32 protein-coding genes are annotated in these 23,004 nt (G+C 70.1%); 18 read left to right on the forward strand and 14 right to left on the reverse strand.

Going from position 1 to position 23,004, the window contains the following annotated elements:
* Positions 1-16 precede the first annotated feature (16 nt).
* On the reverse strand, positions 17-652 hold the full coding sequence (gene ctaE, locus ABC271_RS07410) for an aa3-type cytochrome oxidase subunit III (protein WP_412924254.1): 636 nt from the start codon (positions 650-652) through the stop codon (positions 17-19).
* Positions 653-821: 169 nt separating this feature from the next.
* Between ctaE and trpD the strand changes: the two genes are divergently transcribed.
* Entirely contained in the window at positions 822-1,883 is a 1,062-nt protein-coding gene (gene trpD, locus ABC271_RS07415; protein WP_412924255.1) for an anthranilate phosphoribosyltransferase, read from the forward strand.
* Between the two features lie 2 nt (positions 1,884-1,885).
* Positions 1,886-2,878 carry a PHP domain-containing protein gene (locus tag ABC271_RS07420; protein WP_412924256.1) on the forward strand — a complete coding sequence of 331 codons (993 nt, stop codon included), beginning with the start codon at positions 1,886-1,888 and terminating at the stop codon, positions 2,876-2,878.
* 2 nt (positions 2,879-2,880) lie between these two features.
* On the opposite strand, the gene ABC271_RS07425 is transcribed toward ABC271_RS07420, so the two are convergent.
* Positions 2,881-3,807 carry a 5'-3' exonuclease gene (locus tag ABC271_RS07425; protein ID WP_412924257.1) on the reverse strand — a complete coding sequence of 309 codons (927 nt, stop codon included), beginning with the start codon at positions 3,805-3,807 and terminating at the stop codon, positions 2,881-2,883.
* Between the two features lie 279 nt (positions 3,808-4,086).
* On the opposite strand from ABC271_RS07425, the gene ABC271_RS07430 reads away from it, so the two are divergent.
* The 5 genes from ABC271_RS07430 to ABC271_RS07450 all read left to right on the forward strand — a co-directional run bounded on the left by ABC271_RS07430 (position 4,087) and on the right by ABC271_RS07450 (position 6,730).
* Positions 4,087-4,425: a hypothetical protein gene (locus ABC271_RS07430; RefSeq protein WP_412924258.1), complete on the forward strand. Its 339-nt coding sequence runs from the start codon at positions 4,087-4,089 to the stop codon at positions 4,423-4,425.
* 9 nt (positions 4,426-4,434) lie between these two features.
* On the forward strand, positions 4,435-4,833 hold the full coding sequence (locus ABC271_RS07435) for a YchJ family protein (RefSeq protein WP_412924259.1): 399 nt from the start codon (positions 4,435-4,437) through the stop codon (positions 4,831-4,833).
* A 73-nt stretch (positions 4,834-4,906) separates the two neighbouring features.
* Complete coding sequence (locus ABC271_RS07440; RefSeq protein ID WP_412924260.1) at positions 4,907-5,290, forward strand: PPOX class F420-dependent oxidoreductase; 384 nt, start codon at positions 4,907-4,909, stop codon at positions 5,288-5,290.
* Position 5,291: 1 nt separating this feature from the next.
* Complete coding sequence (locus ABC271_RS07445; RefSeq protein WP_412924261.1) at positions 5,292-5,957, forward strand: SDR family oxidoreductase; 666 nt, start codon at positions 5,292-5,294, stop codon at positions 5,955-5,957.
* On the forward strand, positions 5,954-6,730 hold the full coding sequence (locus ABC271_RS07450) for an isocitrate lyase/PEP mutase family protein (RefSeq protein ID WP_412924262.1): 777 nt from the start codon (positions 5,954-5,956) through the stop codon (positions 6,728-6,730). The genes ABC271_RS07445 and ABC271_RS07450 overlap by 4 nt, the downstream gene beginning before the upstream one ends.
* A 6-nt stretch (positions 6,731-6,736) precedes the next feature.
* On the opposite strand, the gene ABC271_RS07455 is transcribed toward ABC271_RS07450, so the two are convergent.
* Genes ABC271_RS07455 through ABC271_RS07465 form a run of 3 tightly spaced genes read right to left on the reverse strand, consistent with a single transcriptional unit; the run spans position 6,737 to position 8,903 of the window.
* Positions 6,737-7,393 carry an LON peptidase substrate-binding domain-containing protein gene (locus ABC271_RS07455; RefSeq protein WP_412924264.1) on the reverse strand — a complete coding sequence of 219 codons (657 nt, stop codon included), beginning with the start codon at positions 7,391-7,393 and terminating at the stop codon, positions 6,737-6,739.
* Between the two features lie 59 nt (positions 7,394-7,452).
* Positions 7,453-8,508: an FUSC family protein gene (locus ABC271_RS07460; RefSeq protein WP_412924265.1), complete on the reverse strand. Its 1,056-nt coding sequence runs from the start codon at positions 8,506-8,508 to the stop codon at positions 7,453-7,455.
* Between the two features lie 26 nt (positions 8,509-8,534).
* Positions 8,535-8,903 carry a winged helix-turn-helix transcriptional regulator gene (locus ABC271_RS07465; RefSeq protein WP_412924266.1) on the reverse strand — a complete coding sequence of 123 codons (369 nt, stop codon included), beginning with the start codon at positions 8,901-8,903 and terminating at the stop codon, positions 8,535-8,537.
* A gap of 91 nt (positions 8,904-8,994) precedes the next feature.
* Here ABC271_RS07465 and ABC271_RS07470 point away from each other — a divergent pair, with 91 nt between their 5' ends.
* A complete protein-coding gene (locus ABC271_RS07470) occupies positions 8,995-9,852 on the forward strand; it encodes an SDR family oxidoreductase (protein WP_412924267.1) in 858 nt (285 codons plus the stop codon).
* Positions 9,853-9,974: 122 nt separating this feature from the next.
* Here ABC271_RS07470 and ABC271_RS07475 read toward each other — a convergent pair whose 3' ends face one another.
* On the reverse strand, positions 9,975-10,319 hold the full coding sequence (locus ABC271_RS07475; RefSeq protein ID WP_412924268.1) for a DUF2834 domain-containing protein: 345 nt from the start codon (positions 10,317-10,319) through the stop codon (positions 9,975-9,977).
* Positions 10,320-10,394: 75 nt separating this feature from the next.
* On the opposite strand from ABC271_RS07475, the gene ABC271_RS07480 reads away from it, so the two are divergent.
* From ABC271_RS07480 to ABC271_RS07490, 3 genes are all read left to right on the forward strand, one after another.
* Entirely contained in the window at positions 10,395-10,736 is a 342-nt protein-coding gene (locus ABC271_RS07480; RefSeq protein ID WP_412924269.1) for a TraR/DksA family transcriptional regulator, read from the forward strand.
* Between the two features lie 28 nt (positions 10,737-10,764).
* Positions 10,765-10,980 carry an SCO4848 family membrane protein gene (locus ABC271_RS07485; RefSeq protein WP_412924270.1) on the forward strand — a complete coding sequence of 72 codons (216 nt, stop codon included), beginning with the start codon at positions 10,765-10,767 and terminating at the stop codon, positions 10,978-10,980.
* Between the two features lie 112 nt (positions 10,981-11,092).
* Positions 11,093-12,337 carry an MFS transporter gene (locus tag ABC271_RS07490; protein WP_412924271.1) on the forward strand — a complete coding sequence of 415 codons (1,245 nt, stop codon included), beginning with the start codon at positions 11,093-11,095 and terminating at the stop codon, positions 12,335-12,337.
* Here the strand turns inward: ABC271_RS07490 and ABC271_RS07495 are convergent.
* Both ABC271_RS07495 and ABC271_RS07500 read right to left on the reverse strand, forming a co-directional pair.
* Positions 12,322-13,050 (reverse strand): YidC/Oxa1 family membrane protein insertase, encoded by a 729-nt coding sequence (locus tag ABC271_RS07495; protein WP_412924272.1) that lies wholly within the window; start codon positions 13,048-13,050, stop codon positions 12,322-12,324. The two genes, ABC271_RS07490 and ABC271_RS07495, sit on opposite strands and share 16 nt — an antisense overlap.
* A gap of 85 nt (positions 13,051-13,135) precedes the next feature.
* Positions 13,136-13,423, reverse strand: a complete 288-nt coding sequence (locus tag ABC271_RS07500) for a DUF6412 domain-containing protein (RefSeq protein WP_412924273.1) — start codon at positions 13,421-13,423, stop codon at positions 13,136-13,138.
* Positions 13,424-13,488: 65 nt separating this feature from the next.
* Between ABC271_RS07500 and ABC271_RS07505 the strand changes: the two genes are divergently transcribed.
* Positions 13,489-13,998 carry a glycine cleavage system transcriptional repressor gene (locus ABC271_RS07505; protein ID WP_412924274.1) on the forward strand — a complete coding sequence of 170 codons (510 nt, stop codon included), beginning with the start codon at positions 13,489-13,491 and terminating at the stop codon, positions 13,996-13,998.
* Here ABC271_RS07505 and ABC271_RS07510 read toward each other — a convergent pair.
* The gene (locus ABC271_RS07510; protein ID WP_412924275.1) at positions 13,982-14,374 is read right to left on the reverse strand and encodes a DUF3054 domain-containing protein; all 393 of its coding nucleotides are present in this window, start codon (positions 14,372-14,374) and stop codon (positions 13,982-13,984) included. The genes ABC271_RS07505 and ABC271_RS07510 overlap by 17 nt on opposite strands.
* A 112-nt stretch (positions 14,375-14,486) precedes the next feature.
* On the opposite strand from ABC271_RS07510, the gene ABC271_RS07515 reads away from it, so the two are divergent.
* On the forward strand, positions 14,487-14,918 hold the full coding sequence (locus ABC271_RS07515) for a VanZ family protein (protein ID WP_412924276.1): 432 nt from the start codon (positions 14,487-14,489) through the stop codon (positions 14,916-14,918).
* A 41-nt stretch (positions 14,919-14,959) separates the two neighbouring features.
* Here the strand turns inward: ABC271_RS07515 and ABC271_RS07520 are convergent, their stop codons facing one another.
* Positions 14,960-16,042 carry a sensor histidine kinase gene (locus ABC271_RS07520; RefSeq protein ID WP_412924277.1) on the reverse strand — a complete coding sequence of 361 codons (1,083 nt, stop codon included), beginning with the start codon at positions 16,040-16,042 and terminating at the stop codon, positions 14,960-14,962.
* Positions 16,035-16,703, reverse strand: coding sequence for a response regulator transcription factor (locus tag ABC271_RS07525; RefSeq protein WP_412924278.1), 669 nt, complete (start codon positions 16,701-16,703; stop codon positions 16,035-16,037). Before ABC271_RS07525 ends, ABC271_RS07520 begins: the two co-directional genes overlap by 8 nt.
* 51 nt (positions 16,704-16,754) lie before the next feature.
* On the opposite strand from ABC271_RS07525, the gene ABC271_RS07530 reads away from it, so the two are divergent.
* Both ABC271_RS07530 and ABC271_RS07535 read left to right on the forward strand, forming a co-directional pair.
* The gene (locus tag ABC271_RS07530; RefSeq protein ID WP_412924279.1) at positions 16,755-17,267 is read left to right on the forward strand and encodes a metallophosphoesterase family protein; all 513 of its coding nucleotides are present in this window, start codon (positions 16,755-16,757) and stop codon (positions 17,265-17,267) included.
* An 81-nt stretch (positions 17,268-17,348) separates the two neighbouring features.
* Positions 17,349-17,948, forward strand: coding sequence for a M15 family metallopeptidase (locus tag ABC271_RS07535; RefSeq protein WP_412924280.1), 600 nt, complete (start codon positions 17,349-17,351; stop codon positions 17,946-17,948).
* Between the two features lie 67 nt (positions 17,949-18,015).
* On the opposite strand, the gene ABC271_RS07540 is transcribed toward ABC271_RS07535, so the two are convergent.
* Positions 18,016-19,110, reverse strand: coding sequence for a fatty acid desaturase family protein (locus tag ABC271_RS07540; protein WP_412926118.1), 1,095 nt, complete (start codon positions 19,108-19,110; stop codon positions 18,016-18,018).
* A 252-nt stretch (positions 19,111-19,362) separates the two neighbouring features.
* A complete protein-coding gene (locus ABC271_RS07545; protein WP_026095524.1) occupies positions 19,363-19,566 on the reverse strand; it encodes a cold-shock protein in 204 nt (67 codons plus the stop codon).
* Positions 19,567-20,153: 587 nt separating this feature from the next.
* On the opposite strand from ABC271_RS07545, the gene ABC271_RS07550 reads away from it, so the two are divergent.
* The 3 genes from ABC271_RS07550 (at position 20,154) to ABC271_RS07560 (ending at position 22,489) form a co-directional block, all read left to right on the forward strand.
* On the forward strand, positions 20,154-20,642 hold the full coding sequence (locus tag ABC271_RS07550; RefSeq protein WP_412924281.1) for a pyridoxamine 5'-phosphate oxidase family protein: 489 nt from the start codon (positions 20,154-20,156) through the stop codon (positions 20,640-20,642).
* Between the two features lie 255 nt (positions 20,643-20,897).
* Entirely contained in the window at positions 20,898-21,053 is a 156-nt protein-coding gene (locus ABC271_RS07555; RefSeq protein ID WP_412924282.1) for a DUF2256 domain-containing protein, read from the forward strand.
* A complete protein-coding gene (locus ABC271_RS07560) occupies positions 21,050-22,489 on the forward strand; it encodes a cryptochrome/photolyase family protein (protein ID WP_412924283.1) in 1,440 nt (479 codons plus the stop codon). The genes ABC271_RS07555 and ABC271_RS07560 overlap by 4 nt, the downstream gene beginning before the upstream one ends.
* Positions 22,490-22,625: 136 nt before the next feature.
* Here the strand turns inward: ABC271_RS07560 and ABC271_RS07565 are convergent, their stop codons facing one another.
* Positions 22,626-22,841: a hypervirulence associated TUDOR domain-containing protein gene (locus tag ABC271_RS07565; protein WP_412924284.1), complete on the reverse strand. Its 216-nt coding sequence runs from the start codon at positions 22,839-22,841 to the stop codon at positions 22,626-22,628.
* Positions 22,842-23,004: the final 163 nt, after the last annotated feature.

Below are 23,004 nucleotides of genomic sequence, written 5' to 3' on the forward strand. Positions count from 1 at the left end.
GTGGGGTACAGCTCTCTTACTTCAGGAAGTAGATGACGAAGAACAGTGCAATCCAGACGACGTCGACGAAGTGCCAGTAGTAGGACACGACGATCGAGGTGGTCATCTCTTTGCGACCGAAGTTCTTCACGGCGTACGCCCGGCCGATCACGAGCAGGAAGGCGATGAGGCCGCCCGTCACGTGCAGGGCGTGGAAGCCGGTGGTCAGGTAGAAGGCCGACGCGTAGGGGTTGGCGCTGATGGGCATGCCCTCGGTCACCAGCGTCGCGTACTCCCACACCTGACCCGACACGAAGATCGCGCCGAGGATGAAGGTGAGGTAGAACCACTCCACCATTCCCCACTTGGCCAGACCGACTCGCTTGCCGGTGCGGTACGGCTGGTACCGCTCGGCGGCGAAGACGCCCATCTGGCACGTGACCGAGGACAGCACGAGGATGATCGTGTTGACGGTCGCGAAGGGGACGTTGAGCAGCTGCGTCTCTTCGGCCCACAGGGGCGCGGACGTGCTGCGCAGAGTGAAGTAGATCGCGAACAGGCCGGCGAAGAACATGACTTCGCTGCCCAGCCACACGATGGTGCCGACGGCGACCGGATCGGGCCGCTTCACGGCACGCACGGCCTGGGAGTACGTCGCTGGGGTCGTCACCATCCCATTATGCGGGATCCAACGCGGCGATATTCCCATCTCCCGCTGGAGTTATTCCATCGTCGAGACTTAGGGATACCTAAGAATCCGCAAGGAATCCCCGGTGCGGAACGGGTTCTCCAACCGTGCCCCACGACCGAGGACGACACGCCGTGTGTGGAAGGATCGTGGCATGGCGGAACCCTTCACCTGGCCCGATCTGCTCACCTCTCTGCTGGAGGGCCGCGACCTCAGCGTGTCGGAGTCGACATGGGCGATGCGTCGCGTCATGGCGGGTGAGGCGACACCCTCTCAGCTGGCCGGCTTCCTCATCGCGCTGCGCGCGAAGGGCGAGACGGTCGAGGAGATCGTCGGGTTCCGCGACGCGATCCTGGAGGCCGCCGTCCCGCTGCCCGTCCGCGCGGAGGTCCTCGACATCGTCGGCACCGGCGGCGATCGCTACGGCACCGTCAACGTTTCGACGATGGCGGCGGTCGTGGCTGCGGCATCCGGAGTCCCCGTCGTCAAGCACGGCAACCGCGCCGCCAGCTCGGCCTCCGGATCCTCCGACGTGTTGTCCTCCCTCGGTATCGCGCTGACCCTCGACCCTGACGCCGTGGCCGCGACTCTCGAGCGCACCGGCATCACGTTCGCCTTCGCCGCCGCATTCCACCCGGGATTCCGTCACGCGGGCCCGACGCGTGCCGAGCTCGGCGTCCCCACGGTGTTCAACTTCCTCGGTCCGCTGTGCAACCCTGCCCGCGCCGAGGCCAACGCGGTCGGGGTCGCGCATCTCGACCGGGTCCCGCTCATCACGGGAGTCTTCCGCACGCGCGGGGCGACGGCCCTGGTGTTCCGCGGCGACGACGGACTCGACGAGCTCACGACGACCGGGCACAGCCGCATCTGGGAGATCAGCCGGGGCGACGTGCACGAGCACGATCTGGATCCGCGGGATCTCGGCATCCCCCTGGCCGACATCGACGACCTGCTCGGTGGGTCGCCCGATCACAACGCCGAGGTCGTGCGACGGACGCTCGCGGGCGAAACCGGGGCCGTGCGCGACATCGTCCTGCTCAACGCGGCTGCGGGGCTCGTGTCGTACCGGTTGTTCCAGGATGCCGCCGAGGTGCAGCGCCCGATCCTGGAGCGCATCGCCGAGGCCATGTCCGACGCGGCGGCGGCGGTCGACGATGGTCGCGCGCTGAAGAAGCTGGACGAGTGGGTGGCGACGACCCGCGAGCTGGCGGGCTGAACATGCACCCGCTCGACGCGCTCACCGAGATCGCGTACCTGCTCGAGCGGGAGAGATCGTCGCGCTACAAGTCGAAGGCGTTCCGCACGGCCGCCGCGGCCATCGACGGACTGAGCGACGAGGAGCTGCGCGATCCGGGCCTGCGCCGGCGTCCGGGCATCGGGGACTCGACGTTCGCGGTGATCCGCGAGGCGCTGGACGGCGGTGTGCCCGAGCGCTTGGCGGTGTTGCGCGCGGCGGCTGGGGTGGTCGGCGGGGGAGAACTGCGGGCGGCGCTCCGCGGCGATCTGCACAGCCACAGCGACTGGTCGGACGGACTGACGCCGATCGAGCCGATGGTCGAGGCCGCGCGGCGGCTCGGGCACGAGTACCTCGCGCTGACGGATCACTCGCCTCGGCTCACCGTCGCCAACGGGCTGTCGCCCGAGCGGCTGCGTGAGCAGATCGAGATCGTGCGCGGATTCTCGGACGATCGCTTCTCGCTGCTGACGGGCATCGAGGTCGACATCCTGGATGACGGCGGTCTCGACCAGGAGGACGCCCTGCTTCGCGAGCTCGATGTCGTCGTGGCATCCGTTCATTCGAAGCTGCGCATGGAGGCGCCGGCGATGACGCGTCGCCTCGTCGCGGCGGTCGGTAATCCGCGGGTGAATGTGTTGGGCCACGTCACGGGGCGACTCGTGGAGGGCTCACGCGGGACACGCCCGCCATCGGAGTTCGACGCGAGAGCGGTGTTCGCGGCGTGCGCGGCGTCGGGGGTCGCCGTCGAGATCAACTCGCGTCCCGAACGCCAGGACCCGCCGGACGATCTTCTCGCCCTCGCCCTGGCGGAGGGATGCCTGTTCTCGATCGACTCGGACGCGCACGCGCCGGGCCAGCTGTCGCTGCTGGATCATGGCGCGGCCCGCGCCGAGGCGGCGGGCGTGCCGGCCGAACGCATCATCACGACGTGGCCTTTGCACCGGCTGCGAGAGTGGCTCGCGCGCGACCGCTGACGTCAGCGGCGCAGGGCCGCGACGGCTCGGGTCATCGACGTACCGAGGTTCCACCGCTCGGCCCACTTCGCGGCTGCCTCGGCGCGGGCGTCGTCGACGAGGATGCGGTCATCGGTCGGGACGAGGTCGAGGTCGCGCGCGACCCGCACCACCGTCGGCGCCACGTCGAGGTACTCGCCGGCGGCCAGGATCTTGGCCCGTTGGGCGGGGGTTCCCGCGGTGCCGTCGGCGGCGGCGGCCCGGATGCCGCCGAGGTCGCCGGACGCGGCCAGCAGCGCCGCGGCAGATTTCTCGCCGATGCCCGGGACACCCGGCAGCCCATCGGAGGGGTCACCCCGCAGGGCCGCGAAATCGGCGTATTGACTCGCGCGGATTCCGTAGCGCGCCTGGACGGCCGCGTCGTCGATGATCTCGAGGTTGCTCATTCCCCGGGCGGTATAGATGACCCGCACGGCGCGCTCGTCGTCGACGAGCTGGAACAGGTCGCGGTCGCCGGTGACGATGTCGACGGGGGCGTCGGCGTGGGTGGCGAGTGTGCCGATGACGTCGTCCGCCTCGTGGTCGGCGGCGCCGACGATCGAGATACCGAGCGTTTCGAGCGTTTCGCGGATGAGCGGGATCTGCGCCGTCAGCGCGGGCGGGACCTCTTCGACGTCGGGCGCGCCGTCGACGGTCTGCACGACTCGGTGAGCCTTGTACGTCGGAAGCAGATCCACCCGCCACCCCGGCCGCCAGTCATCGTCCCAGCAGGCCACGAGCCGCGTCGGCTCATAGGTCGTGACGAGCTTGGCGATGATGTCGAGCAGACCCCGCACGGCGTTGACGGACGTGCCGTCGTCGGCCTTGACCTTGTCGGGGACGCCGTAGAACGCGCGGAAGTACAGCGACGCGGTGTCGAGGAGGAGCAGCTTTTCCGGACGGGATGCCATGTCATCAGGGTAGTGATGACGTGCGGCTGGGCAGTGGCATCGGTGCCTTCTTTCAGGGCTGACCCGACCAATAGGCTTTCGATCATGTCCGGAGCGGTTTCGACACTCGCGGTCCTCGGCGTGCGCTGGGCAGAGTTCCCGCGCTCGGACTTCGGGCCCCGTGTGCGGCGCCGCATCGGACGCCGTCTTCCATCGACACGGCGGATTCTCGATTGGACGGTGGATGGCGTCCCTCTTCGGGAAGTGGTCCTCTTCCCGGAAGGGGTAACGGTCGACGAAGTGACATTCCTGGACGACGATCTCAGAGGCGACAGTTTCGTCATCGGGAGCTTGCGTGCGCTCCTCGGCGAGGACGTCTCGGGCGTGGACCCGTGGGTGTCCTTCATCGACGACCGCGTGGCCGTCTTGTTCTGTCCGCAGTGCGGCGATCTCGCGTGCGGGGCTCTGACCGTCGACGTGCATGTCGACGGCGAGATCGTCGAGTGGCGCGACATCGGATATCAGACTGGTCTCGGGGACGAGCGCGTGACGTCCACCACCCCGCCCGTCACGCTTCGTTTCGACCGCGCGCAGTACGAGGCGACAGTGCGCACGCTGCTCGCCGTGTGGAGTGCCTAGAGTGTCGGGGTGTCCTTCGGTGCCCGACCCCTCCGCCCCTCCGCCTCCGCCCCGTGCCCGTGCGGGCGCGCGGTGTTCGGCGAATGCTGTGGGCCGCTCCTGGACGGCGTCCCGGCGCCGTCGGCCGAACGCCTGATGCGGTCGCGGTACACCTCCTTCGTGGTCGGCGACGCCGACCACCTCGTCCGGACGTGGCATCCGCGTACCCGGCCGACCGAGATCGATCTCGACGACGACGCGGTCTGGGAGGGGCTCGTCGTCGATGAGGCGCTCGAGGACGGGGATGCCGCGGTGGTCGTGTTCCGCGCATCGTGGCGGCGCGCGGGGGAGCAGGGTGTGCTCTCGGAGCGGAGCAGGTTCACGCGCCGTGGAGGCCGCTGGGTGTACGTCGACGGTGACGTCGGCTGAGCACGTCAAGCCCGGCTCCGGTGTCGGAGGCGGTGCGTAGGCTCGCGAATCGACACCCGATGAGAGGACACACATGATCCCCGATGCGCTTCGCGATCTGCTCGAGAATCCGAACTACGGTGCGCTGGGCACCGTTCGTCCCGACGGATCGGTGCAGGTCAATCCGATGTGGTTCGAGTTCGACGGCGAACATCTGCTCTTCACCCACACGACGACGCGGCAGAAGTATCGCAACCTGCAGGCGAACCCGTCGATGAGCCTCATGGTCTTCGACCCCGATCAGCCGTACCGCTACATCGAAGTGCGCGGACGCCTGGTGGACGAGGTCGCTGATCCCGAGGGAGCGTTCTACGTGCGCCTCGGACAGCGCTACGGCAACCCCGCGCAGCAGGCGCCGCCCGACCGGGCGCAGCGCGTGATCCTGAAGATGTCGGTCGAGAAGGTCGGAGGGCAGTGACATGGAACGCATCGTGATCGTCGGTGGGCACGGCAAGGTCGCCCTGCATCTGGCGGGTCTGCTGGCCGAACGCGGAGACGAGGCGATCTCTGTCGTCCGCAACCCGGATCACCGCTCCGACGTGGAGGAGGCGGGCGGTCAGCCGCTGGTACTCGACGTCGAGACCGCTGAGGTCGACGATCTCGCCGCGGCCTTCGACGGCGCCGACGCCGTGGTGTGGTCGGCCGGTGCGGGCGGTGGCTCGGCGGAACGCACCTACGCGGTCGACCGCGACGCCGCGCAGCGTGCGGTCGACGCGGCCAGCCGGGCCGGTGTGCGGCGGTTCGTGATGGTGTCGTGGATCGGCTCGACGCCGGACCATGGCATCCCTCGGGACGACCCTTTCTTCGCGTACGCCGACGCCAAGCTCGCGGCCGACGATCACCTCCGCGCGAGCGACCTGGACTGGACGATCCTCGGCCCCGGCACCCTCACGCTCGACCCGCCGACCGGGCGCATCACCACGGCGCCCCAGGGGAAGGCCGAGGTCGGCCGCGCGGATGTGGCGGCCGTCGTGGCGGCGACCCTCCTGCAGCCGGCCACGATCGGCCGCTTCATCCGTTTCGGTGCGGGCGACACGCTGATCGCCGAAGCTCTCACCGACATCCCCGAAGGAGAGAACGAATGACCGCCCTGTCCCCGAAGGTCGAGGCCCTCGCCGCCCTGCACCACGCGCCCGAGATCCTGCGGGTGGTGAACGTATGGGACGTCGTGTCGGCCCGCGCCGTCGCCGACCTTCCTCAGACACGCGCTCTCGCGACCGCCGGTCACTCGATCGCCGCGACGTTCGGGTACGAAGACGGCGAGAAGATCCCGCTCGATCTCATGCTCGACATGGTCGGGCGCATCGTCGCCGCGGTCGATGTGCCCGTCTCGGCCGACCTCGACTCGGGGTACGGCAACCCGGGCGAGACCGTCCGCCGCGCCATCGGCGTGGGCGTCGTGGGTGCGAACGTCGAGGACCGCATGCAGCCGCTCGCCGATTCGGTCGCTGCCGTCGAAGCGATCATCGCCGCGGGGCAGGCCGAGGGCGTCCCGTTCGTCCTGAACGCGCGCACGGACGCCGTCCTGAAGGGCGGCGACCGTCCGCTGCAGGACAAGCTGACGGATGCCATCGAGCGCGGCCGCGCCTACCTCGCCGCCGGTGCCACCACTGTCTTCGTGCCGGGGTTGCTCGATGCGGACTCCACCCGGCGGCTCGTCGACGGGATCGGGGAACGCAAGGTGAGCGTCATCGGCGTCCCGGGCGCGCTCACCGCGGCGGAATACGAAGCCCTCGGCGTCGCGCGGATCTCCTACGGCCCGCAGACCCAGCGTGTCGCACTCACCGCTCTGCAGGACCTCGCGATCGACCTGTACGCCGACGGGGTCATCCCGTCGTCGGTGCGCGCGCTGAACTGAGGGGACTCAGTCCTCGACGTCGTCATCGGGATCGTCCACGACCACGATGACGCCGTCGGGGATCGGGTCGCCCAGCAGAGGTTCGGCCGCGATCGTGAGGTCGATGGTGGCGCGCAGCAGTCCGCCCATCGTGGGCGAGCGCAACAACTGCATCTGATCGAGTTCCCCGAGCGGGGCGATCGCGGCGACCTGCCAAGCGCGCTCGAGCGGCTCCTCCGACAGCTCCACCTCGGGGTCCCATCGTGTCGCACCGAACTCCCGAGCACGTCCCAGGACGCGGCGGACGATGCGTTCGGCCTCCTCGAGGAGGGGCGCGAGCGCGTCGTTCCATTCGAGATCCGGGAGGGGACGCACCTCGGCCCGCGGATAGGGGGCGTCGTCGAGCCACTCGACGATCTCGAACCGCTCGGCCCCGCGGGCGACGATCGACATCTGCCCGGCCTGCGGCACGACATGGCTGAGCCGCGCCATCGTGCCGAGCGCGAAACGCTGGTCGCCGCCACCGGTCTCGGTGCCGCGCTCGATGAGGACGACGCCGAACTCCGGGTCCGCTTCGTCGAGCAGCATGCCCAGCATGACGAGGTAGCGCTCTTCGAAGATCCGCAGCGCCAACGGCGTGTGGGGGAAGAGAACGGCTCCCAACGGGAACATCGCGGTACCCATGGCTCCAGTCAACCAGCGCTGCGGGGGACCGGGGTCGTCACGGCCGGGTTCGCGGCCGTTCAGGGCGATTCGTCGCGAAGCGTCTCGTGGATCCGGTGGAGGTCCATCAGCAGCGAGCCGATCAGGACCCAGTGCTCGGGCGAGGGCGTCCGGATCTGCAGGGGCCGCGTCAGCGCGGGCTCCTCGGCGACCGGCTCGCGTTCGGTGCCCGGGTCGAGCGAGAAGTCGAGGCGCACGTCGTGCGCCGCGCGGTGCAACTGCTCGGCGATGGCCCGGACGGACGGATCCTCGACGATGGACGACGTGTAGCCGTCGTAGACGGCGCGCGTCATCCCGATCGCCTGCGTCACGACCGGGGAGAACCGATCCAGCCGCGCCTGCATCTCGGCGAGGTCGGCACGGTGACGCGAGCTGCGCGGATTGAGCGAGAGGGAGTCCGCCCCGTCGCGGATCGCCTCGGCTGCGGCATCCCGGACGGGGCGCAGCAGGCGCGCCTCGAGCAGGAGCCCCTCGAGCGACTCGCGGGTCTGTGGGGTCTCGAGGGCGTCGGCGAGACGTTCCAGGGCCGCGGCGAGTTCACGGCCGAGGATGTCGAGCTTCTGGCGCGCCGGCGGGACGAGCACCGGTGGAACCAGCACGGTGTTCACCACGATGCCGATGATCGCTCCGATCACGGTCTCCACGACGCGGTCGAGCGCGTAGTTCGGTGTGGCCGTCCCGAGGGCCAAGACGAGCACCGCGCTGATCGCGACCTGGTTGGTGGCGCCGGGCGACATCCGCAGGGCCCACGCGACGAGGAGGGAGATGGCGCCGGCCAGCAGGATGACCCACGTCGGGGAGCCGAGAACGATGCCGAGCACGGACGCGATGACGACGCCGACGATCACGCCCACGCTCCGCTCGACGGCGCGCGTGAACGACTGGTTGATGCTCGGTTGGACGACCAGCACCGCCGCGATCGCGGCGAAGATCGGCGGAGGACCCGGCACGAGGATGTCGGCGACGATCCAGGCGGCGATCATCGCCACCGCCGATTTCGCCACCTGGAGGAACGGTCCGCGGCGCGCGGAACGGAAGCTCAGGCTTTCGCTCGGGAGTCGCAGCGGGAGGCGCATGAATCGAGCGTAGGACGCGCCGGCGCTCAGGACGGCCGGTCCAGCATGCCGGCGGCGTTGTCGGCGACCCATTCCATGAGCGGCAGGACTCGCTCCATGAGGTCACGTCCGAGGTCGGTCAGGGCGTACTCCACCCGAGGCGGCACCTCCGGGTAGGCGGTGCGCCGGACGAGGCCGTCGGCTTCGAGCGTCTTGAGGGTGCTGGCGAGCATCTTCTCGCTGATGCCCGTGATGTTGCGGCGGAGCTCGCCCCAGCGTTGCGTCCCGTCGGACAGGCCGACGAGGACCAGCACGCCCCACTTGCCCATCACGTGGTCGAGGACCGTCGGAGTAGGACATCCCTCCGTGAAAACTTCGGGACGCTCGGCGCGGATTTCCGCAAGACTCACCACCACGTGAGTACCTAACCACAAAGTGGGTACCGTCATTCCGGAATGTGCCCCTCCGAGACGCGTTGGTTTCGACGTACCAACGAAAGGACACCCCATGACCCTCCTCGTCTCCGCCGCCACCGGCCACCTCGGACGACACGTCCTCGACGCCCTCCTCGAGCGCGGCGTCCCGGCATCCGACATCGTCGCCGGCGTCCGCACGCCCGCCAAGGCGGAGGACATCGCCGCGCGCGGCATCCGCGTCGTCGAGTTCGACTACGTCCGTCCCGAGACCCTCACCGCCGGGCTCGAGGGCGTCACACGCGTTCTGCTCATCTCGGGCACCGACGCGGACCGCGCCACCGGCCACCGCAACGTCATCGAGGCTGCGCGGGCCGCGGGCATCGAGCGCCTCGTCTACACCAGCGCCCCGCGCGTCGACGAGATCGAGTACGCGCTCGGTGCCGATCACCTCGCCACGGAGCGCGCGATCGCCGAGTCGGGAGTGGATGCCACCATCCTCCGCAACAACTGGTACAACGAGAACTACCTGGACGCCGTCTCTCGCGCCGCGGACTCGGGCGTCATCGTCGCCGCCGTCGGTGACGGGCACGTCGCCAGCGCGAACCGCCGCGACTACGCCGAAGCGGCCGCCGTCGCGTTGACCACCGACGACCTGCGCGGTCAGACCCTCGAGCTCGCCGGCGATGTCGCGTGGACGTACGACGCGCTCGCCGCCGCTGCGTCGGAGGTGCTCGGGCGCGATGTCGCGTACCAGGCCGTGTCGGTCGAGCAGCTCGCCGCGGGCTTGGAGCAGGCGGGGCTGGATGCCGGAACCGCGGCGTTCGTCGCCGGCATCGACGACGCGATCGCCCGGGGTGTGCTGTCGCAGACCGACGGCACGCTCGCCCGGGTCATCGGTCACCCGACGACGCCGCTCATCGAGGGACTGCGCGCCGGCCTGAAGGGCTGACGACACCGGCGTGAGTCGCCAGGGTCCGTCGCGCAGGATCTCTTGCGGGCGCCAAGGCCTGGCGACTCACGCCTGGCGACTCACGCCTGGCGACTCACGCCTGGCGGCTCACGCCTGGCGACTCACGCCCTGCGGCGGGCCGTCAGCCTCCGCTCCCGCATCGCGAGGAAGAGCGGGAACGTGAAGGCGAACGCGGTGAGCCCGGAGAGCACGACGTAGACCCACGCGTGCCGCATGCCCTGGCGACGTGCCTCGACGAGGATGAACACGCTGCCGGCCACGGCGACCACCAGCAGGTCGACGGTGATCGACGACACGGCGGGGCCGCTTGATACGAGGTCGCCGAAGAAGTCGGCCATCTGGACCACCGCGAGGACGTTGAAGGTCCACGTACCGACGAGTCCGAGGATCGACAGCACGAGGAACGCCGCCGCGAGCGGGGTCCAATTCTTGGTGAGAGCAGCCATGCACCGATCGTGTCGGTTGGGCCGCGAGCGATCCAGCCCCGCGCCCGTGTCGATGGTCCGCGGTACCGTCAAGGGATGGATGCCGCCCGTGCGACCGCGCTGCTCGACGAGCTCGACCGCGCCGCCGGCCGTCGGCTGCGGCACCTGACCGCCGACGCCGAGAGCCTGCGTCTCGATCGGGCGGATGCTACGGCCGACGACGAGCACGATCCCGAAGGTTCGACCCTGTCGGGCGAGTGGGCGCACGTCGATGCGCTCTCACGCGAGGCGCGCGAGGAGCGAGACGAGATCCGTGCGGCGCGCGAGCGCGTGGCATCCGGCACCTTCGGCGTGTGCGAGGTGTGCGGCCAGCCGATCGCGGATGCGCGATTGGAGGTGCGTCCGACCGCGCGACGCTGCATCTCCTGCGCGATCTGATTCCGGTCCCCACGCGTAGGCTCGAGGGGTGGAACCGCTCCTCATCGTCCTGCTGTTCGCCAACGCCGTCTTCAACGCCGTCGTCTGGCCGCGGTTCTACCCGCGGATCGCGAAGGACCCGCGGGCCCGCGACGCCGCGGGCAAGCCCACCGCGTTCCTGATCGTGCACACCGTGTTGATCGCGATCGCCCTCGTGCTGGCGCTCGCATCGGTGATCGGGGCGATCGCCGCCCTCGTCTCCTAGGCCGACGCGCGCGGAGGTTCGGTAGAATCGAGATGCGGGTTCGCCCGCCGCACCTCGTGCATCTACCTACCGGACCGGCAAGGCGGCACCGCCCCCTGCTCCGGAGATCCCCATGCACCACCCCGTCCCGACCGCCACGCACCGCCCCCTGATCCACCACACGGGCTTCTGGTATTTCCCGGTCGCGTTCGTCGCCCGGCTGCCGTTCGCGATGATGACGGTCGGTGTCCTGGCCCTCGTCGTGTCGGTGCGCGGCTCGGTCGCGCTCGGCGGCCTCACCTCGGCGGCCGTCGGCGTCGGCGTGGTCGTCGCCGGCCCCATCCTCGGTGATCTCGCTGACCGCTTCGGGCAATCGCGCGTGCTCGTTCCCACGGGCTTGGCCAATGGCATCCTTCTCGCCGTCTTCCCGGTCGTCGTGGGCTCGCCGGCCGCCGACGGGTTTGTGCTCGCGACGGCCGTCGCGATCGGCCTCACCGGTCCGCAGACGGCGGCGATGTCGCGCAGCCGGGTCATGGCGCTGATCGGCGCGCGGGTCGTCCCCGAGCGGCGGGAGCGCACGTTCTCGCGCGCGATGGCGTACGAATCCGCCGCAGATGAGACGGCGTTCGTCATCGGGCCGTTCGTCGTCGGCGTGCTCGCAGCTGTGATCGCGCCGTGGGCGCCGATCGTCGCGGCGGCCGCGCTCAGCTTCGTGTTCGTCACCGCTTTCGCGCTCCACCCCACGGGGCGGGTGGTTCCGATCGCGGCCGAGCGCGGCGCCATGGCGCCCGCCCGCGACCTGCTGCAGCCGCGCATGCTCATGCTCGTGGTGGCGGTGTTCGGCGTGGGCGCGTTCTTCGGCTCGACGCTGACCTCGCTCACGGCGTTCATGGAGGCCCGCGGCGCCCCCGAGGCCGGCGCCCTGCTGTACGGAGTCATGGGCGTCGGTTCCGCGGTGCTCGCGCTTGCGGTGGCCGTCCTCCCGGCGCGGTTCCCGCTGCGATGGCGCCTCGTGGCCTTCGCGATCGTGCTGTTCGCCTCCGCGGGGGCCTACTCGGTGGGCGGATCCGTGACCACGGTGACGGCGGTGCTGTGCCTCATGGGCATCGGCGTCGGGCCGTCGCTCGTGACCCTGTTCAGCCTCGCCGGACACCGGGCTCCGGCCGGACGCACCGCCACGACGATGACGCTGCTCGCCTCGGCGCTGACCCTCGCCCAGGCGCTTTCCTCCGCCGTCACCGGCGCCGTGGCGGAACGCGGGTCGGTGGAGACGGCGATGCTCTTCCCGGCGGGAGCAGCCCTGCTCGTCTTGGCCATGGCGGCGCTCAACGCCGTCCATGCGCCCCGGTGGGATGCCGTCCGTCACTCGATCGGGTAGAACCTCCGGAGGATCAGACGCTGCCCGAACGTCCACACCGTCGTGACGGCGAGGTACAGGCCCGCGGCGAGCGGAACGAAGAGGGCGACGACCGCGGTCGTGAACGGCAGGGTGGTGACGATCCACGCGGTCCAGGCCGGGGCGGCCGGGTCCTGCGCCGGCCGGAGGAAGCGCCGGGTCAGCTCGCCCGCCCCGGCGATCACGGCGACGACGACGCAGAGGAGGAGGAGCGTCCTGGCATCCGCCGTTCCTCCGGTGACGGCGGCGAGCAGGCTCGTCCCCAGCGGCACGCCGGAGAGGGTCTGCGCGAGCAGCGCGTTGGCGTGGCCGCCGACCTGCGCGTGCAGAAACACGGCGTACAGCAGACCGACCACCGGGGCCTGGGCCAGGACGGGAAGGCATCCCGCGGTCGGTGAGACCCCGGCGTCGCGGTAGAGCTGCAGGGTCTCGCGCTGCAGGCGTTCGGGGTTCTTGCCCCACCGCTCGCGCAGGAGGCGCAGTCGTGGGGCCAGGCGTGCGCGGTCGCGCTCCGCGCGGGCCTGCGACACCCCGACGGGGATGAGCGCGGCACGGACGACGACGGTGACGAGGAGGACGGCGAGCGCCGCGGCCGCGCCGCCGGCGACGGGGGAGAGGAGGGCGGTCAGGGCGAGGAGGCCCTGGGTGGTCAGGTCGAGCAGGGCCGCCAACGGCGGCAGGGCGAAGAGGTCCAAGGAAGTGTCCGTTCGTGGGAGCGATCAGGGCGCGATCGGCCACGAAGGGATGCCACAGCGGTGCCGTCGACGGCGCCCGGGCGTTCTACGCGGCCGGAGCCGCGCGTCCGGGAGCTCGCGGGCGGGGGTGCCCGGCGGCGTCGGGATCGCTCTGCGCGAGCGGGGCGGAGGGGTCGATGGGCCGTGTCGGTCGAGCGGGGGGAGCGCCGGTGAGGAGCCGGAACACCAGCACGGCCACGGCGACCGTCAGCACCACGGCGGCCGCCAACGCCAGGGCGAGCAGAGGTGCGGGGGAGGCGCCGCCGTCGGGGGTGAGCGCGAGCTCCGCGGTGACGAGGAGGAGGTTCAGGGCGGTCAGGAACGACGCGATCATCCCGTGCCCCCTCTCATCGGTCCAGCCCTCACGCTACCAGCGGCCCGGTGGCTACGCTTTCGAGCATGACGACTCTCGTGATCACCCTGGTCGGCGACGACCGTGCAGGCCTCGTGGCATCCGTCGCCGACATCGTCGATGCGCACGGCGGCAACTGGGAGACGAGCGAGATGGCGGAACTGGCCGGAGCGTTCGCGGGCATCGTCGAGGTGTCGGTGGCCGCTGAACGGGCGGACGACCTGCGTGCCGCGCTCGAGGCGTCCGCCGAGACGCTGCGCGTGACGGTGCACGGTCCGGCGACCGTGCGCGAGACCGCGGCGCGGACGGTGGCGTTGACCGTGATGGGCAACGACCGGCCCGGGATCGTGCGGGAGATCACCGGTGCCCTGAGCGCGCGCGGCGCGAGTATCGAGCGGATGTCGACGCAGACGACGGATGCCGCGATGGCGGGCGGCCGTCTGTTCGAGGCGTCGCTGACCGCGACGCTGGGCGAGGACGGTCGAGTCGACGACCTCGTCGAGGACCTTCAGAACCTGGCGGCCGAGATCCAGGTCGACGTCACGCTGACCGACTGACGCGGATGCGGGCCACGAGCGCTGCGATCGCACGCCAGCCGACGAGGAACAGCAGCAGCGTGATCCCCGCGACGATCACGAACGCCACCGCGATCCCCTGACCGCTGAGCGCCCGGAGCAGCAGGCCGGCGACGAGCGTCACTCCCCAGACGGGCAGTCCCGTGCGGACGGGTGCGAAGGGGCGACGCCATCCCCGACTGACGATCCAGCCCAGCAGCATCGCCGCGAGGAACGGCCACGCCGTCGTGGCGAGCCCCGAGCCGGCGGGACCGAGCACATCGCCGTCGTGCGTGGCCCGACCGATCGCGGCGAACACGACGATGAGGACGGCATCGACGACGAGGGCGAGGAGGAGCGAGCGGCGATCGGGGGTCACCGATCCATCCTCGCACCCGGGCGAGGCGTATCGCGGGTCTATCGTTCCGCGCAGACACGGACGCAACGGCCGACGCGATCGGATGGAGTCTTCTGACCTCCGGAGGTTCCCCGTGCATGACCGCGATCGTTCCGCCCCCTCATTCACCCCCGCGCGCGTGCTCGTGGCGGCGTCCGTACTCGCCGCGGTGGTGGGGCTGACTCTGGCACCGCGCACCATCGCGTGGCCCGTCCGCTCCCTGTTCCTGGATGCTCTCGCGCACCTGCCCGCCCGAGTGAACGACGTGCTTCTGGGCGGGGACGCGGACACCGTGCTCAACGTGGCCTTCTTCGTGCCGCTCGGAATCGTGGTGGCGATGCTGCTGCCGCTGCGGTGGGCGCCGGCATCCGTTGTGCTGGGGGCCGCGGTCTCGCTCGCGGTGGAGATCGCGCAGTCGGTGATCCCGGGTCGTGTTCCCGATGCGGGTGACGTCGTGGCCAATACGACGGGCGCCCTCATCGGCACGGTCGTGGTCGTGATCGTGCGGCTCCTCGCGCGGCGGTGACTCCAGGCCTCGTACGCCCGCCCGGTCGCCCTGCACGGGAGTCAGCGCGGCAACCGCAGCCGCGCGTGGAGTCCACCGCCGTCGCGCGGCCACAGTTCGAGGGTTCCGCGATGAGCGCGCGCGATCGATGCCACCAGGGCGAGCCCGAGACCCGCGCCATCGGCTCCGGTGCGGGTGCGGCCGGCTCCCCGGACGAAAGGCTCGGGGAGTGTCGCCACGAGTGCGCGCGAGAGCGCGGGGCCGGTGTTCGCGATGTCCATGACGACCGAACCGCCGTCGGCGGCGACGGCGACACGCACCCACCCACCGGCGACGTTGTGCAGGACCGCGTTGCGCACGAGGTTCGTCACCGCCTGGCGCGCGAGCAGAGCGTCGACGTCGGCGACGATCCCCGCGGACTCCGTCATCGCGAGATCGACCCCGGACTCCTCGGCGTGGGGGCGCTCCTCGGCCACGACCGACGCGACGAGGGCGCCCATGTCGACGGCGTCGTGCGAGAGTGCACCGCCCCGCGACGCGCGGGCCAGTGCGAGCAGAGCCTCGGTGAGGCGGATGGCGCGCTCGTTGGTGACGTCGAGCCGGTGCAGAAGGACGGGCAGATCGACCGCGGCCGGGTCCGCCCGCGCGACCTCGAGCAGCGTTCGCATGGTCGCCAGCGGGGTGCGCAGCTCGTGCGAGGCGTTCGCCGCGAAGCGCTGCTGTTCGTCCAGGGTCGCGGCGACGCGGGTGAGCATCGCGTCGAACGTGTCCGCCAGATCGGTGAGCTCGTCGCGGCGCCCGTCGAGGTCGACGCGGCGCGAGAGATCGCCGTCGCGGACGGCCCGCGCAACGTCGGCGATCCTCGTGAGCGGGCGAAGCATCAGTCCCGAAACGATCCAACCGCCCCCGAGCCCGACGACAGCGAGACCCGCGACGGTGAACCAGGCGTAGCGGACAAACGCCTCGATGAGGTCGCGGCGTGCGGGCGTGAAGGCGCCGCTGTCGGAGAACAGGTTGCCCTCGGGTACGAATCGCAGCACGAGGAACCCCAGCGCGAACACCGCCGCGCCGACGAGGACCACGAACACGGCGTAGCTCAGCGTGAGCTTCAGCCGGACCGAGAGACCCGGGGCTCGCTCACGCATCGGCGGGACCCATCCGGTAGCCGACGCCCGCGACCGTCTGGATGAGCCAGGGCTCCCCGAGACGCTTCCTCAGCGTCGAAATCGTGATGCGCACGGCGTTCGTGAACGGGTCGGCGTTCTCGTCCCACGCCCGCTCCAGAAGGGTCTCGGCGCTGACCACCCCGCCCCCGGCGCTCATCAGCACCTGCAGGACCGCGAACTGCTTGCGCGTGAGAGAGACGTAGCGACCGTCGCGATACACCTCGCGACGGAACGGATCGAGCCGGATGCCGTGCTGCTCGAGGACCGGTGGGGTCGAGGCGGCGGGCCGACGCGCAAGAGCCCGCAGCCGTAGGACGAGCTCGCGCAGCACGAACGGTTTCGTGAGGTAGTCGTCCGCGCCGTTCTCGAACCCCGAGGCCTTGTCGTCGAGGCGGTCGGCGGCGGTGAGCATCAGAACACGCGGGCCCGCCGGCCGGGTCGACAGGTCGCGGGCGATCTCGTCGCCGTTCGGCCCCGGGATGTCACGGTCGAGCACGACGACGTCGTACGACGTGTAGCTCAGGAGGTCGAGGGCGGTGTGGCCGTCGCTCGCGATGTCCGCGGCGATGGCCTCCAGACGGAGACCGTCACGGATCGCCTCGGCGAGGAAGGGCTCGTCCTCGACGATCAGCACGCGCATGCCGTCATCGTAGGCGGGGACGTGTATTGCGGGTGTAAGTAGCGTGGGGTCATGGCGACCCGACTGCTGCTCCTGGCCGACACCCATGTGCCCACACGCGCGCGGGTACTACCGAAGGCGGTTCTGCTCGCGGCATCCGATGCGGATCTCATCGTGCACGCCGGTGACTGGGTCGACGCGGCCGTGCTCGATGAGCTGAGCGCCCTCGGTCCGGTGCTGGGGGTGTGGGGCAACAACGATGGCGCCGATCTCCGCTCCCGGCTGCCCGAGGTGGCGCGCGCCGAGATCGAGGGCGTGCGGATCGCGGTCGTCCACGAGACCGGGCCGGCGGTCGGGCGGGAGACGAGGATGGATGCCGCCTTCCCCGACACCGACCTCCTCGTCTTCGGCCACAGCCACATCCCGTGGGACACCGTGACACCTCGCGGCCTGCGCCTCCTCAATCCGGGTTCGCCGACCGATCGCCGCCGTCAGCCCGCGTGCACGTTGATGACCGCCACCCTCGCCGACGGTGGCATCCACGACGTGCGACGGCACGAGGTGTCGCGCGCTCCCGGTCGCTGACACCCGCGACGTCGGCGCCTATCGTCCGCGTATCGCCCGCGACATACGCGACCGCAACGCCGCAGACGCTGCACTGGGGACATGGCATCCTCGTCCACCGCGTCCACCACGCGTCGCGGCCTCGCACTCCTCGCGGTCGGCGGCGGCCTCGCCGTCCTCATGATCCTCGTCGCCGTCCTGTTGGCATCCACGACCGCCTCGTCGTTCACCGCGCGCGTCGTGGCCGGCGTGTCCTTCTCGCCCACGGAGACCGACGGCGTGATCGAGGAAGGAGCGCCGCTCTCGGTCGACGACGATACCCACGTCGCGATGACGAAACTGGACCCTGCGTTGCGCGATGCCCTCCGTGATGCACAGAACGCGGCGGCCGAGGACGGCGTCGTCTTCGACGTCACCAGCGGCTGGCGCAGTGTCGCGTACCAGCGCTGGCTCCTCGACGACGCGATCCGCACCTACGGCAGCGAAGACGTGGCGCGCGAGTACGTCGCCTCTCCCGAGCGCTCCAGCCACGTCACCGGGCACGCGGTCGATATCGGCTCCCTGGACGCCCAGCTGTGGCTGATGGAGCACGGTCGCCGGTGGGGGCTGTGCCAGACCTACGCCAACGAGCGCTGGCATTTCGAGCGAGCAACGGATGCCGGCGACGAATGCCCGACGCCGCATGCAGACGCCCGCGGTTGACACGGGCGGACGAAAAGACGGCGCCGACCCCGGAATCCGGAGTCGGCGCCGACGTGTCGAGCGTGGGTCAGACGCGGCGTGCGGCCGAGGTCATGGGGCACTCGAACGGGTCACGCGCGGCCAGGCCCACCTCGTTGAGGTACCTGATGACGATGCCGTAGGACTGCAGGAGCGACGTCTCGACATACGGCACGCCCAGGGTCTCGCAGTGCTCGCGCACGATCTCGCGCGTGCGGCTGAGATAGGGCCGCGGCATGTTCGGGAAGAGGTGGTGCTCGATCTGGTAGTTCAGGCCGCCCATGAGCCAGGTCGCCCACCACCCGCCGGCGATGTTGCGCGAGGTGTAGACCTGCTTGCTGAAGAAGTCGAGCTTGGCACCGGGTGCGATGACGGCCATGCCCTTGTGGTTCGGGGCGAACGAGGCGCCCATGTACACGCCGAAGACGGCCAGCTGCACGCCGAGGAAGGCGAACGCCATCCCGACGGGCAGGAAGATGAACACGGGGGCCACGAACACGGCGAAGCGCAGGGTGAGCAGCGCCAGCTCGGTCCAGCGTCCCTTGACCTCGCCGCGCGAGAGCAGGTGACGGAACGCGAGGGCGTGCAGGTTCAGTCCCTCGAGCGTCAGGAGCGGGAAGAACAGCCACCCCTGGCGAAGCGTGATCCAGCGGCGCAGGCCGCGAGCGGTGGCGGCGTCCTCGTCGAGGAAGGAGATCGTGTCGATCTCGATGTCGGGGTCTTTGCCGACGCGGTTGGGGTTGGCGTGGTGACGCGTGTGCTTGGTGGCCCACCACGACTGGCTCATGCCGACGATGCCGTTACCGATCCACAGCGCCAGGCGGTCATTGGCGCGACCGGAGGTGAAGATCTGGCGGTGATTGGCCTCGTGGGCGAGGAAAGCGACCTGCGTGAACAGGATGCCGAGGGCTGCGGCGATGAGCAGCTGGAACCAGCTGTCGCCGAGAAGGATGAAACCGGTGATCGCTCCGCCGAAGCCGAGCACGATCGCGGCGCCGACGAGGGAGTAGAAGACGGGGGTGCGGGCGAGGAACCCGCTCTCGCGAACGACCTGCGACAGCTCCGTGTAGGCCTTGGCGATCGGGGGGAATTCGGTGGTGCCGGAATAGGTCTGACGAACGGGGCCGAGACGGGACTCGACGATGGTGGAGGCGATGAAGATGCTCCTCGCGGTGATGACCGAAGTCGGGAACCGAGGCGTTTACCCGGGCTGTGGCCCACACTACGGGGGAGTCCATAAGGGTGCCGGTATACGACCTCATGCACGGCATACTCACCGGAAGTCGACACCTCGCGGACACCGCCGCATCGTTCGTCGGGTACCGCGTTGCGGGGAACGGCGAAGGCCGGGAGCCCGCCGAAGCGGCCTACCCGGCCTTCGCTGAGGAGCGTGAGCTCAGAGGGGGCGGATGTTCGCCGCCTGCATGCCCTTGGGGCCCTGCTCAGCGTCGAATTCGACCTTCTGTGCTTCCTGCAGCTCCTTGAAGCCATTGCCCTGGATCGCGCTGAAGTGCGCGAACAGGTCGGCCGAGCCGTCGTCGGGTGCGATGAACCCGTAGCCCTTCTCGGAGTTGAACCATTTCACGGTGCCAGTGGCCATCGTGTTCTTCCTTTTTCTTTTCGGGCCGCTGTTGCGACCGTGGGCGCCGCTCCGACGCATGCGGAGCGGACGTGGGCGCCGCGCGACCGGGAGGGTCGTGCGGAGTCGGTGAACGTCGATCGCGGCGCGGGCCGCGTCGACGGAGTCGTGGATGCCGAGATCTTCGCCGCGCGGCCCCTGGGCTTCGAAGCCCTCGGGGACGGCGCCGACGAAACCGGCGTATGCCGAGTCAGCCGTCGCGACGAAAACGTCGAGATCGGCCTGTCGCCACGACAAGGGCGGGGGGAGCAGAACAGACACGCAAACTTTCCGCGACCGAGGAGCGACCGAAGGTCGCTTCCGTGCAGGTCGCGCGGAGATGAGGAGGGAATCGCATCGACAACGGCTCGGTGCCGTGCGCCCGGCATCTCAGCGATGAGGCGGACGTCGATGAAGCAAGTCCCAGAACGAATACTCCACGGTAGCACGGAACACGCCGCAGACCTAAGGGTCTCGTGAGAGCAGACCCCGACCGCGGCGTCAACCGGTAGCGGGCGGCCGTTCCAGAGGCTGGGCTGAAGCCGCCCCATCGAACAGAGGATGACTCCATGACCGGCACCACGTCTGAACTCGACACGCTCAACGACCTGCTGAAGAAGTTCCGCTTCGCGATGCTCACGACGCGGACGACGGAGGGGGATTTGCACGCCCACCCGCTCACGGTGCAGGAGACGGAGTCTGACGGCGACCTGTGGTTTATCGTCGGGACGCATGCTTCCGCCGTCGAGAACGTCCGGCTCGACCCGAAGGTCGGGCTGTCGTTCAGCTCCGACGGACTGTGGCTCTCGCTCGCCGGCGAGGCCGAGGTGATCGACGACCTGGAGAAGCTGAAGGATCTGTGGTCCACGAGCGTCGAGGCATGGTTCCCCGACGGCCCGGAGTCGCCCGGCGTGACCCTCCTGAAGGTGTCGGCGTTGAGCGGCGAGTACTGGGGGAGCGCCGGCGGGCGCATCGCGACGGCGGTGGCCCTCGTGACATCCAAGGTCACCGGTGAGCGCCCGCGCGGCGAGAACGAGAAGTTCGACCTGCCCGCCTGACCGGCGGACAGGCCGTTCGGCGTCAGCCCGCGGGGTTGTCGACGGGCGCGTCGTCGGAATCGTCCGTGGTCGAGGGCAGGCTCGGGGCGTCAGCCGTTTCGAGCTCGTCGGGGCTGTCGGCATTGTCGGGTGTGGAGGTCATGGCATCCACCCGACTAGCCTCGCGCGATGAGCGCACGACCCTTGCGCGGGAGCGGTCGGTGTGCAGGGCGCAAGCCCCGAATCCGCGGGAGCGCGTGCTGGCACCATGACGCCATGGCACGACCTCCGTTGCGGACCAAACCCTGCGCCCACTGCGGCAGGCCTTTCTCCGATCGCAAGCGCTGGAGCGGGCGCGACCAGTGGGACGAGGTCCGGTACTGCTCGCGCGGATGCCGTGCGAAAGCGGCCACGCAGCGGCGGCGCTCATGAAGGCGGCGCTGATCCTCGCGACACAGCAGTTCGCGGAGCATCCGGCGTTCGCCGCGGACGACGTGGAGGAGTTCTTCTTCATCGAGTCGGCGCCACGGTTCGCGAAACTGCCCTACCACCGGCACAAGATCGTCCTGCTGGTCTCGGCGATGCGCCACACAGCCGCGCGACTTGAGGCCGAGGGCCGCACGGTGCGGAGGATCGCGCTCGAGGACGACCTGGGGTTCGCCGCGGGTCTCACGCGCCTCCTGATGGAGCACCGGGTGACCGAACTGACGTGGATGAGCGACCCCAACCGGCCGGTCGACGAGCGCATCGCCCGGCTGTGCGAAGCACACGGCGTCGCGACCGACATCCTTCCCGACGGGCTGTTCCTCACGCCCGAAGAGGAGGTCGACGCGTGGTTCGCGGAGCACCCCACGCCCCTGATGGAGGACTTCTACCACTGGCAACGTCGACGCACCGGCATCCTGATGGATGGCGGGAAGCCCGCGGGGCGACGGTGGAACTTCGACGCCGACAACCGCAAGCCGCTGCCGAAGAAGGGGGTGGAGATCCCCCCGCTTCCGCAGCTCGAGCACGACGAGATCACCCGGGAAGTCATCGCCGAGGTCGACGAACGCTTCCCCGACCACCCCGGCGCGGCGACGGACTTCTGGCTCCCCGTCACCCCGGATGACGCCCGCGCGTGGCTCGACGTCTTCGTCGCCGAGCGCCTCGCCGACTTCGGCCGGTACGAGGACGCGATGCGGGCCGACGAGCCCTTCCTCTTCCATGCCGTGATCTCGCCGATGCTCAACATCGGCCTGCTCACCGTCGAGGAGGTGATCGCCGCCGTCACGCGGACCGACGCGCCGTTGGCATCCGTCGAGGGGTTCGTGCGCCAGGTGATCGGCTGGCGCGAGTACATGCGGGGCATGTACCGGGCGCACCCGAAGCTCGAGCGCGTGAACGCCCTGCACCTCGAGAAACGCGTGGAGAAGTACTGGTACTCGGGGGAGCGGATGCCGTCCGAGCTGCCGGTGCCGGTGCGGACCGTGCTCGAGCGCGTGCACCGCTGGGGTTACGCGCACCACATCGAGCGGCTCATGGTGCTGGGCAATTGGTTCCTGCTGCAGGGGTATGCGCCGCGCCAGGTCAACGCCTGGTTCCTCGCGCTGTTCGTCGATGCGTACGACTGGGTGATGGTGCCCAACGTCATGGGCATGAGCCAGTACGCCGACGGCGGCTTCGTCGCGACCAAGCCGTACGTCTCGGGTGGGGCGTACCTGCAGAAGATGGGCTCGTGGTGGCCGTCGGCCCAGGATGCCAAGGACTCGGTCTTCACCGAGGCCTACTGGGCCTTCCTCGAGCGCCACGAGGACGTTCTCGCCGGCAACCATCGGTTGTCCCTCGCGCTCGCGCAGATGCGCAAGCGGAGGGACGCCGCGGGATAGTGCGGCGCACCGGTCTTCTCGACGGGCTGGGCGCCGGGGGCGGGCGCGGGCCGAACTCCTGAGAAACCGGCGCGGCACCCGGCCCCTGCGGCGTCGGTGGGCGATGTGCGGCGATGACTCAGGAGTTCGGCACAGGTCAGCCCTTCAGCTTGCGGAGCGCGGAGCCCTTGTGGGCGGCCGTGGCGTCGGTCTTCTCGGACTTCACGATGTAGGCCGGGTCGTCGTCGGAGGCCGTGAACTTCTGGCCGTCGTGCTGGAAGTCCTTCGTCTTCTTCTCCACCACCTCGCCTTGCGTGCGGCCCTGGGACGTGTCCCAGCTGACGCGGTCGCCCTTCGACAGATCCTTCGACATGATGCGGTCCTCTCTTTCGGTCCCGCCATGCTCGCGAGGCGTCCGGGCGGCCCGTGGGGGATTGACAGGTGCCGGACGGTAGGCGACCGGGCCGCGAAGCGAAACAGGTCGCCCATGTCGGACGCCCTGCGTAGCGTCGAAGGATCCCACCGATTCCCCGGAC

The sequence above is a fragment of the Microbacterium canaveralium genome (genome assembly GCF_047238045.1).
GTDB lineage: Bacteria > Actinomycetota > Actinomycetes > Actinomycetales > Microbacteriaceae > Microbacterium.